The sequence below is a fragment of the Brachyspira pulli genome (assembly GCF_036997785.1).
In the GTDB taxonomy this organism is placed as follows: Bacteria; Spirochaetota; Brachyspiria; order Brachyspirales; family Brachyspiraceae; genus Brachyspira; species Brachyspira pulli.
This window is the reverse complement of record NZ_JAWLQI010000084.1, coordinates 1-11,541: the sequence shown is the minus strand read 5'-3', so window position 1 is coordinate 11,541 and position 11,541 is coordinate 1. Positions and strand designations below refer to the sequence as shown.

The following is an 11,541-nucleotide window of genomic DNA, read 5'->3' as shown; positions in this document are numbered from 1 at the left end:
GAAAATTGACAAAATATAGTTGCTTAGGTATATACTTATAAGCAAGTTAATATTAACATTAAATTAAAAAATCATAAAATTTTATAAATATCATTATATTACATAATAAAAATAAATAATACAATTTTATTTAATTAAAATAATAATTATTCTATAGATTGTAATAATTCTTTAGCTTCCTTATTATTATATTGATCTGATAAGTCTCGAATAATTTTTTTAACTCCTTCTTTATAATCACCATCATCTATACGTTGTTCATTATTTATAAGATCTAATATTTTTTTAGAATAAAAAAGTATAATTCTAGAATAATATTCAATATTATAGTTAATTTTCTGATAACATATAAATATAAAATCATATATCAAATCTAAATGAGGATATAGATCAATACTTTGTTCAAAATAACTTATTGATTCATGAAGTTTATTTAAAGCAAAATAACACTTAGCAATATTTCCTAAACAACATGCTCTGTCACCTTTATAAACATCATAAGTATCCTTATATTTAGATAAATACTCTAAAGATTTTTCATATTTTCCTATAGCATCTTCATATTTTTTATTTTTAAATAGGTCTTCAGCTTCTTTAAACAAGTTATCATATTCTTCCATACTAGTAATCCTTTATTTCTATTAAATTTATATTTTTATTATCCATTATTATGATTTCTTTTTAATAAAATAACTAATACTACTATATTAAGCGACAAAGATACTACAGATAATATTGCATTTACAGTTGTTAACATATTGACAACTCCTTCATAATATGTATAATATTAACTATGGAAGTCAGGATCAAAGTTCGTGAAACTCAACTCCCTTTCATAACTAATAAAAAATATTTTTTAATTCTTATTAGCTTAACCACAATTACGATAAGAGTCACGATATCAATAATTGTAGCTATGAAAGTCAAGACTTCCATAATTACCTCCTACGTTTCTTTAGGATTAACTAATTATATATTCTATGAAAAAAATGTCAGTTATTTTTTAATGAAATCAAATAATTTATTAACTGTTTTAAATTAAGAAAAAATATTATATAATCATTGCAAGTAAATTATAAAGGTTAATAATGATTGTTTATATAATATTTTCTGTAATAGCAATAGCGATAGTATCATTGATAATAATAGCTAATCATTTCGTAAATAAACTTCTCGTAAAAACAAATAAAAAACTATTTGAAAGAAAAGAAATCAAGAATGAGGAAGATGAAGAAAAGAAACGCATAAAAGAAAAAAGAAAAATTTGGTTTGAAAGCTCACAAAAAGATGTTTATACTATTTCAAGCGATAATTTAAAATTGCATGCACATCTTATAAATAATGAAAGCAATGTATATGTTATAATAGTTCACCCTTATGAAGGAAGAGGAGCATATATGAAATACTTTGCTGAAAAATTTTATAATATGGGATTTAATATATTAGCAGTAGATTTAAGAACACATGGAGAAAGCGAAGGAAAAATATATTCACTTGGATATTTGGAAAGACTCGATGTATTGGCATGGATTAAATTTATAAATGATAATTATAATGATTCAAAAATAATTCTGTACGGAATATCTATGGGAGCAAATGCAATTATGATGAGCAGTGCAGAAGATTTACCAAATAATGTTAAGGCAATAATAGAAGATGCTGGATTTTCAAACGCTTATGAACAATTAAAAGCAAGAGTTGATTTAGCTTATAAATTTTCATTTTTACCAATAGTAGAATTAACTTCTTTGATGGCAAAAATAAGATTAGGATTTTCATTTGATGATGTTAATCTGGAGAATGCAGTATCAAAATCAAAAACTCCAATACTATTTATACATGGAGAAAAAGATTCATTAGTTAATTGTAATATGGTTCATAAACTTTATAATGCATGTTCATCTGAAAAAGAAAAATTGATTATAGAAAACGGCGAACATATAAAAGCAGTATTATCAAATGAAAATTTGTATTGGGACACAATCAAAAATTTCATAAGTAAATATATTAAATTTTTTTAACTTTGTCAATGTTTTTATTGTTCTTTTTCCCGCAGCATGCCATACCTAAAAGACACTCCCTTCGGTCGCAAAAGAAACAAAAGGACTATATTTTAGCTTAAATTAATAACCTATCTTACATGTAAAACAATTTTAGTATGATTTAGTATTAATTTTATACCTTGCACTTTTTGCAACTTTTTGCGGCGGGAAAAAGTTGAATAAAAAATGACAAACTTAAAAATTTTCAGTATAAAAAAATCAAAGTTTCAAACAAAACCAAAATATTAAAACGAAAAATACAATCAATAATAAAATATTATTTAATATAAAATTTGAAAATCATTAAGAAAGAAGCAGCTTATCACTTAATGAACCATCAGCAGTTTCAAATTTATTGAGCAAGTCAGATATCTCTAAAGATTTTTTTTCTTCGCCAGAAACATCATATATAATATTTCCATCACTCATCATAATAAGTCTGTTACCGTAATGAATGGCATCTTTAATATTATGTGTAACCATAAATGCAGTAAGTTTATCTTCTCTAATGATTTCTTCCGTTAAGTCCAAAACTTTTTTAGCAGTTTTAGGGTCTAATGCTGCAGTATGTTCATCTAATAATAAAAGTCTAGGTTTCTTAAGTGTAGCCATAAGAAGTGTTAAAGCCTGTCTTTGACCTCCAGATAAAAGCCCAACTTTTGATTGAAGTCTTGTTTCAAGTCCTAAATCTAATCTTTTCAACTTTTCAACATATTCTTCACGCTCTGCATTAGTTATGCCCCATTTCAAAGTTCTTCTTTTACCTTTCCTTTTTGCAAGTGCAAGATTTTCTTCTATACCCATATTAGAAGCTGTACCAATCATAGGGTCTTGGAAAACTCTTCCAAAAAGACCTGCTCTGGCATACTCTTTTTTATCTGTAATATCAACTCCATCAACTAATATAGTACCGTAATCAACTTCATAAACTCCAGCAATTAAATTAAGAAGTGTTGATTTTCCTGCTCCGTTTCCGCCTATAACAGTAACAAAATCTCCGTCATTAAGTTTTAGATTAACACCTTTAATAGCTTTCTTTTCTGTAATAGTTCCTCTATTGAATGTTTTATAAATTTCTTTTAATTCTAACATAATACTCTCCCAACCTTAATTATTTTCTTTTTCCGCCTACAACTCTAGCAACCTTTTTATTTAATACAGGTACTGAAAGAGCAATAGCAACTATTATAGCTGTAATAAGTTTCAAATCACTAGCTTTAAGTCCTAATTGAAGAACTATAGCAATGATAATTCTGTATATTATAGAACCCATTACAACTGATGCTAATTTATACCAGAAGGAGAATCTATTTCCGAATATAACCTCACCTATTATAACTGATGCAAGTCCAATAACTATTGTACCAGTTCCCATACCTACATCTGCATATCCCTGACTTTGAGTAACTAATGCCCCAGATAAAGCAACTAAAGCATTTGATATCATAAGTCCGATTATTTTCATAACATTAGTATCAACACCTAATGCTCTAATCATTCTTTCATTATTTCCAGTAGCTCTTATAGCACAGCCCATTTCTGTACCAAAGAACCAATACATTATAGCTATAATAATAACAGAGAAAATAAAACCTACAAGTAAATCGGATAATACTTTATTCAATGATAACATATTTTGAATTATAGTTAAAGAAGTATCCATTCCCAAAAGCGGTATATTAGGTCTGTTTCCCATAACTCTAATATTAATAGAATACAAAGCTATCATTGTAAGAATACCAGCCAATATTCCAGGTATTTGAAGTTTTGTATTTAAAAATCCTGTTACAAATCCGGCTAAAGAACCAGCCAAAAAAGCAAACAACAAAGTAATAAAAGGATTCATACCATTAGAAATAAGTATAGCACTTACTGCACCGCCCAAAGCAAAACTTCCATCAACAGTCAAATCCGGAAAATCTAAAACCTTAAAAGTAATATAAACACCAAGAGTCATTATACCCCAAATAATACCTTGAGATGCTGCTCCTTGTATCGCTAATAAAATCCCTTCCATAGTATCCTCTTATTATTGCTATTTATAAACTTATTATTATTAATAAAAATTGTTCGCTTCAAGTGTATGCAAAGTAAACTTAGCAGACGCCCACAATTTTTATTTGTAATTAGCTGATAACATAGTTATAAGCTGATCATTTATAGCTTTAAAATTACTAACTTAAATTATTACTTATTATATAAAGATTCTGGTATTGTTATACCTATACTATTAACCATATTAGTATTAACAACTAAATCAAAACTTTTTAATGTTTCTATAGGCATATCTGCAGGCTGTTTTTCACCTTTTAATATAGTAATTGCCTGAGTAGCTGTTAATTTACCAAGTTCATAATAACTTATAGCATAAGTAGCAGTACCGCCTAACATAGTCATTCCGCCTTCACCGCAAACTACTGGAATTTTAGCAGGCTCAGCAACTAAAGCTACTGTAGCCATACCTGCAGCAATCATATTATCAGTAGGTGTGTAAATAGCTTCTACTTTTCCTATTAAACTTTGTACTACCTGCTGTATCTCATTAGCAGAAGTAACAGTAGCATCTATATATTTAAGTCCCATAGACTCTAATTTTTTCTTAGCTATATCCATTTGAAATACTGAATTCTGTTCGCTTGAACAATATAAAAGTCCAACGGTTTTTAAATTAGGAGTAATTTGGCTCAATAATTCTATTTGTGCATCTACTGGAGTTAAATCTGAAGTTCCTGTAACATTTCCTCCAGGTGCATCATTATCAGCAACAAGTTTTGCAGCTGCTGGATCTGTAACTGCTGTAACAAGTATAGGTATATCTTTTGTCATATTTGCAACTGCCTGTGCTGCTGGTGTTGCTATAGCAAGTATTAAATCACTTTTATCATTAACAAATTTTTGACCTATAGTTACACAATTAGCCTGTTCGCCTTGAGCATTTTGATAATCTATAGTAATATTTTTGCCGTCCTCATAACCAGCTTCTTTAAGACCATCAACAAAACCTCTATATGAAGCATCTAAAGCATCATGCTCTATCAACTGTAAAATTCCTATTTTCAATAAATCATTTTCAGAATTTGAAGTATTGCCTGTATTTCCTGAAGAACAAGAAACAATTAATATTGACATTGCAATCAACAAAGAATATATGTACTTCATAAATAACCCCTTACTTTTATAAAATTTTTTTTCAAAAACTATATATAGTAATTATACTACATATAATAATAATGTCAATTGGTATATACCTAAAGACCTATATCAAATTAATTTTTATTAAAATAATTTTAAAATACATAATAAATCATGTTTCATAATTTTTATTTTTAGAACAGAAAATTTATTTTTTTAATTAATCGTATAATATTTTGATATTTTAATAATAAATTTAGTTGATATAAAAATTTTTTTATATATAATTTCAGCATAAAAAATATGGGAATGAGGGTGAAAATCCTTCGCTGGCACGCAACCGTAAAGCTTAATTCAATAAAAATTAACGAAGTCGGATACCATTTTATACAGGCGAGTGCACTATCCAAAAAATCCTGCACTCCTTTATTAAATAGCTTTTAATTAAAAAATTTAAATAAAGGAGCATTATTTATGCAAAAACAAATCAAAATTTTATTAACACTTTTAACAGCATTGATTCTAGCAGTATCATGTGCTGAAAACAACCCAAACACACCAACAAAGACTAAAGAAGAGATGCTTCAGCAAAAATGGCAGTATGATAATTTTGAGGGAGGATATGATATTAAAGCTGATAGAGTAGACGATTGGGCAGGAACTGCAGTTAATTATTCTGTTGCTATAAAAGAAATTGTTTGGAATTCTGATAATAAATCTGGAATAATATACGGACAATATACTACAGCTCCAAGTTATAATCCAAATGTAGTTAATAAATATTATGCTATCGCTTTTCAAAATTTAACAGAAACAACTATAGAAATTGCTGGTGCTTCTAAAGATTTAGGAAATGGCACATATGATAGCAGTGCTGAAAGTTTAGAAGAAGCTAAAACAAAATTTACCGAGGCTAATGGTTATTTTTATTATTCAAAACTTAATGTAGTACAATAAATTAAACTTTTTAGAGGTTTTATATGAAAATAAAAAAATCATATTTATTAATCATAATATTTTCATTAATAGTATCATGTTCTAATCCTTCGACTAATCCTGATAACAATAATAATGAAAATACTCAATCATCTGTAAAAGCAGTAACTTCAGGAGTGCATACTATACAATACGGCAGTAAAACTTCTGAAATTGATGTAACTGATAAAGCTAATTTACAAAATTTATGGTTTAATTTAGTAAACGGACAAACTGTTTATAAAGCAAATGATTACAAAGTTATAGCTGGAAACTTCGACAATAATGCTAATTATTATGACAGTGCTGATACAGCAAATATCAGAACCAAATTTATAGAGTGCGGAGTATATGAATATAATAGTAAAAAATATCTTGCTGCTATATATTGGGATAATGAAACAAGTGTAGGAAAGGAAATACGTTACAGACTCATAATAGTAGATGAAAACGGTGCTGAACAAGCTTGGTACGGCGGCGGCAGTGATGAAGCTGTTAAACCAGATGAAAATACTCAATGGGTTAAATATGGTTTTGTTTTCGGATATATAAAAAATTATTAATTTATTAAAACTTCATAGATAAAGGAGCGGTCAAAAGCCGTTCCTTTTTATTTTTAAATAAGAGTAATTTTTATATAAAAAATATAATTATTACATTTTATTAAACAGTATATTTTTTCATATACATTAATATAAAAAAATATCATTTTGTGAAAATTATATCATATTTTTGAACTTTATTTATCAAAACAGCTTGATAAAAAAACATTCGAATATATAATACAATGCGTATAAATAATAATTTATATATGGGAATGAAGGTGAAAATCCTTCGCTGGCACGCAACCGTAAAGCTTAATTCTATAAAAATTAACGAAGTCGGATACCATTCATACAGGCGAGTGCACTATCTAAAAATATGCACTCCTTTATTAAATAACTTTTAATTAAAATAAAGGAGCATTTTATGCAAAAACAAATCAAAATTTTATTAACACTATTAACTGCATTGATTCTAGCGGTATCATGTAGTAAAACTCCAACTAACCCAACTAATGATGATTCAGGAAACGGATCAGACGTAGAGAGAACATATACTTTTATAGCATCAGAAGAAATGTTGGCAAAACCTTGGAGTGACCAAACAAAAAAAGATTATTTCTATAATAATTGGATGAATACTTTTGCAAATCAAACTATATATAAAGATACAACTTTTAAAACTATTGGGGGAAAAACTGACACTAAAGCTAATTATTATGAGGCAGCTAATCCGGATACAGTTAGAACTAGATTTAAATTTGCTACAAATGTTACAGATAATGGAAAAGAATACATAGGTGCTGTTTACTATGATGAAACTTTTATTTGGGGAAATCAATGGAGACTAATATACATTGATGAAAATGGATACGAATTAGGATTTTGGGGTAATGGTGAAAATGACCCTAATAAAGTTCCTGATTCTTTTACAAAATATAATAATACAGTTAATCCACTTGGATATATAAAAATTAAATAAAAATAAAATAATTAAAGAAAGGAGCGGTTAATAGCCGTTCCTTTTTACATAAAATAATACAAATACTTTCTAATATATAAAAATGAAAAAACTAAATATTTACTTCACAGCATTATTTATTATAACAGCAATATTTTTTAAGGCTCAAAACATCAATGCCCAGACTTACCTTATAAGAGAACTTAAAGGCGGTATTTGGGTTACTTCTCAAGTTGAAATTACTAATGCAGTTCAGACGAATCAAACAAACAACACTGCAGCTGCTCCAAATATTCCTAAAAATCCTATCAAGATAAACAGCAATGTAATAACTTCTGAAGAAATTGAAAGAAGAGGATATAAAAATGCTCAGGAAGTATTAGCTAATCAGCCGGGATTCGTCAATAAAGGTTCCTATATGGGTAATGAAACAGTTGAACCTGCAGGCGGAAGTGCTGACAACATGAAAATATATGTTAATGGTGTTCTTATGAATACAGCTAAAGGAAATGCTGATGCCGGTGTTGATTTAAGGAGAATACCATCAAACTTGATAGAAAAAATTGAAATTATAGGAAATTCTATTTATATAACTACAAAAACACCTATAGAAGATATTTTATTGATATCATTTGGTTATGGTGCATATAATACTATTACACCATCAATACTTTTCTCTAAAAATTTTGACAACAAACATATTGTTACTTTTACAGCAGATTCTTATTATACTGACGGAGATTATTACTATGATTTCTCAAACCAAGCAGGAAAACCTATAATAGGATATCTCAAAGATAATAAACAGCTTATTATAAACTCATCACTAGATTATAGATATAATTTTGAAAATAAAAACTATTTAAGAGCATTTGTTAATATATCATATTCGGATGCAGTATCAAAATATAAATTACCTCCGGATAATACAACCGATTCATGGTTTAAATTCACTACATTAACTTCATCTGTATCATACAATGGATTTTCTGATATACTTGATTATAATGTAAATTTATCTTATGTATTTGATTCTTTTGTAGACAGACCGTATTATCAATATGGAAAACCTATTTCAGATTATCAATCACATGGCATATCTTTAAATGCTAATCTTTCAAGAATGGACGAACTTTTACCAAATACAATAACATTATACAATAAATTAACTCCTGAATATAGATATGACTTTTTAATGGAAGATAAAAATGCAGTAGAAGAACATTATAATTTTATACCTCAAAGACATTCTTTATCATTATTATATGAACCTCAATTATCATTCGGATATTGGGATAATAATACACCGATATTTTCATTGCTTCCAAGTATTAAATATGAATTTCAGCATGAAGATTTTGACAACAGCAGAAATAATAATTATTTAGCATACAATGTGGCAGCAAATTTAAACTTTTACAAAGGATACAGTTTATATTTTTCATATTCTCATGATTATTCTGTACCTACATTCAATGATTTATTTTATAATAATTTTGGAAACCCAAATTTAAAACCTGAAGAATACAATCAAATATACACTAAACTTACTTTAGAACCAATTACAAATTTAAAAATAGAAACTTCATATACATATACTGTATACACAAATAAAATAGTTTGGTATTCAACTGTACCTGAAAATGTAGATTCAGCAATTTCTCATATAGTTACCCCAAGTGTAGAATATGGTATACCTTTTGCTAAATATCATAAAATAAAAGCTAAATTAGGTTATTCTTATCAGCTTGCTTATATGGGTAAAAACAAGCTGCCTAAAATAGGACTTCCTGAACATGTTGTAACTGCATTATTAGGATATGACTTTATACCTAATCATAAAGTATTAAGTTCATTATCTTTAAATATATACTATACCTACTCTGCTCCAAGACCTTTATCTGAGTATAAGCCTATATATTATTCAGAAGTTTTCCATGATTTTAATATATCTTTCTATTCGATATGGTTTGAACATTTAATATTTTCTATTAATTTTAAAAATATTTTAAATAGAACTCCTATACTTTCAACTTATGCTATTGCTAAGCCTTTTACTTGGGAATTTGAAATAGGGTACAATTTTTAATACAAATAAAACAAAAAATTAAACATATTGTTCTTTTTTATTTCATATTAAGATATTTTTTCAATAAAATGAAACAAATTCAGTATTTTAACAATATACTATTGACTTTTAATCATATAAATATATACTTAATATTAGTTACATAGAGAAAACTCTATATTTCACCATTGTCTTATACAATTCTGGAAATAATATACATCAGGAGTTATTATGATAGAATTCATTCTAAATACAAAAATAATATCTGGAAATAATGCATTATTAGAATTAGACTTATCAAAATCTAAACGTATCTCAATTTTTACAGATAATAATATGTTAAAAATTGGTGCTTGTAATTCAACAATAGAATTAATAAAAAAGAATAATATAAATTATGAAATCTTCTCTGATATAGAACCTGATCCAAGTTTTGAAATAGTAATAAAATGTTTAAGTAAAATTTTGGAATTTGAATCTGATACTATAATAGCAATAGGAGGCGGTTCTGTAATAGACACTGCCAAATCTGTAATATATTTTGCTTTGGAAGTAAATAAAAAGATGTCTGTAAATGCCAAAAAGCCTTTATTTATAGCAGTTCCAACAACAAGCGGTACAGGTTCTGAGGTAACTTCTTATGCAGTAATAACAGATAAAGAAACACATAGAAAAGTACCTCTAGTTTCTAATGAAATGCTTCCAGACATAGCATTATTAGACCCTCAATTTACATTGACTGTACCTCCTAGAATAACAGCTGAAACAGGAATGGATGTTATGGCTCATGCTTTTGAATCTTATGTTTCTATTAATGCAAGCCCATTTACTATTCCATATAGTGAATATGCTATACTTGGAGTTTTGAACAATATATTTAAAGCAGTTAATAATGGAAAAGATATTGAGGCACGCATAGCTATGCATGAAGTTTCTTGTATAGCCGGAATAGCTTTTAATAATGCTGGTTTAGGCTTGATACATGCTATGGCACATGCTCTTGGAGGAAGATTCAGACAGCCTCATGGAAGGGCTAATGCTATATTAATGCCTTATGTTATAGAATATAATGCTAAACATTGTAAAAAATCTGCTTCTAAATATGCAAAAATAGTATCATTATTAAATGTTAAAAATATTGATGATGATTTAACAGCTTCTACAATATTGAAATCTATTATTTTAGAATTAAATAAATCTATAGGAATAAATCATAAGATAACTGATTATGGTATTGATAGAAATGAATTTGAAAATGCTATAGAAGAAATGGCTTCAAATGCTTTGAAAGATGTTTGCTTATTGACTAATCCTGTAAAACCTAGCTTAGAAGATGTTAAAAATATTTATAAAAATCTTATATAATAAAAATAAATAATACAAATATTATTAAAAATAAAGAAGATTATTTCTGAGAAATGGTCTTTTTTATTTTGAAATAGATTAAATAAATTATATATACCTAAATAACTATATTTTATCAATTTTTACTTTTTTGTAAATGGAATTTTTGTTTATTAATAGTATGAAATATTATTAAGTTTTGTTAAAAATGCGAAGTAAAACCAAGATTTGTGTCAAAAATGCAGTCTTTCGTTAAGCGTATCCGAGCCTGTCAATGATATAGGTTCTTTGTGCCAATACCATACCTAAAGGTACTCCTTTTAGTCGCAAGCACTACTTTCAGTCACAAAAGAACTGTGGGGTTACGAAGTATGCAGAGCGGTGGGGCTAGTCACCACAAATAACATAAATTTAAAATTGTATTTTTTGACAAACTCTAAATTTTTCAGTATATACTGAAAATTTTTAAGTTTGTCA

General features: G+C 27.3%; 10 protein-coding genes. 6 read left to right on the top strand and 4 right to left on the bottom strand.

Annotated features, from left to right (window positions below; genetic code table 11):
* Positions 1-146: 146 nt before the first annotated feature.
* The gene (locus R4K56_RS13625; RefSeq protein WP_335769267.1) at positions 147-620 is read right to left on the bottom strand and encodes a tetratricopeptide repeat protein; all 474 of its coding nucleotides are present in this window, start codon (positions 618-620) and stop codon (positions 147-149) included.
* 468 nt (positions 621-1,088) lie between these two features.
* Here R4K56_RS13625 and R4K56_RS13620 point away from each other — a divergent pair, with 468 nt between their 5' ends.
* Entirely contained in the window at positions 1,089-2,021 is a 933-nt protein-coding gene (locus R4K56_RS13620; RefSeq protein ID WP_335772943.1) for an alpha/beta hydrolase, read from the top strand.
* A 324-nt stretch (positions 2,022-2,345) separates the two neighbouring features.
* Here R4K56_RS13620 and R4K56_RS13615 read toward each other — a convergent pair whose 3' ends face one another.
* From R4K56_RS13615 to R4K56_RS13605, 3 genes are all read right to left on the bottom strand, one after another.
* Positions 2,346-3,134: an ABC transporter ATP-binding protein gene (locus R4K56_RS13615; protein WP_335758650.1), complete on the bottom strand. Its 789-nt coding sequence runs from the start codon at positions 3,132-3,134 to the stop codon at positions 2,346-2,348.
* A 19-nt stretch (positions 3,135-3,153) separates the two neighbouring features.
* A complete protein-coding gene (locus R4K56_RS13610; RefSeq protein ID WP_335758651.1) occupies positions 3,154-4,059 on the bottom strand; it encodes an ABC transporter permease in 906 nt (301 codons plus the stop codon).
* Positions 4,060-4,229: 170 nt separating this feature from the next.
* Entirely contained in the window at positions 4,230-5,201 is a 972-nt protein-coding gene (locus R4K56_RS13605; protein WP_335769270.1) for an ABC transporter substrate-binding protein, read from the bottom strand.
* A 447-nt stretch (positions 5,202-5,648) separates the two neighbouring features.
* Between R4K56_RS13605 and R4K56_RS13600 the strand changes: the two genes are divergently transcribed.
* From R4K56_RS13600 to R4K56_RS13580, 5 genes are all read left to right on the top strand, one after another.
* Entirely contained in the window at positions 5,649-6,131 is a 483-nt protein-coding gene (locus tag R4K56_RS13600) for a hypothetical protein (RefSeq protein ID WP_335772944.1), read from the top strand.
* A 23-nt stretch (positions 6,132-6,154) separates the two neighbouring features.
* Positions 6,155-6,712 (top strand): hypothetical protein, encoded by a 558-nt coding sequence (locus R4K56_RS13595; protein WP_335772945.1) that lies wholly within the window; start codon positions 6,155-6,157, stop codon positions 6,710-6,712.
* A 406-nt stretch (positions 6,713-7,118) separates the two neighbouring features.
* Complete coding sequence (locus tag R4K56_RS13590) at positions 7,119-7,673, top strand: hypothetical protein (protein ID WP_335772946.1); 555 nt, start codon at positions 7,119-7,121, stop codon at positions 7,671-7,673.
* An 82-nt stretch (positions 7,674-7,755) separates the two neighbouring features.
* Positions 7,756-9,741 (top strand): TonB-dependent receptor plug domain-containing protein, encoded by a 1,986-nt coding sequence (locus R4K56_RS13585; RefSeq protein WP_335772947.1) that lies wholly within the window; start codon positions 7,756-7,758, stop codon positions 9,739-9,741.
* Positions 9,742-9,951: 210 nt separating this feature from the next.
* Positions 9,952-11,085, top strand: a complete 1,134-nt coding sequence (locus R4K56_RS13580; RefSeq protein WP_335772948.1) for a 1-propanol dehydrogenase PduQ — start codon at positions 9,952-9,954, stop codon at positions 11,083-11,085.
* Positions 11,086-11,541 lie beyond the last annotated feature (456 nt).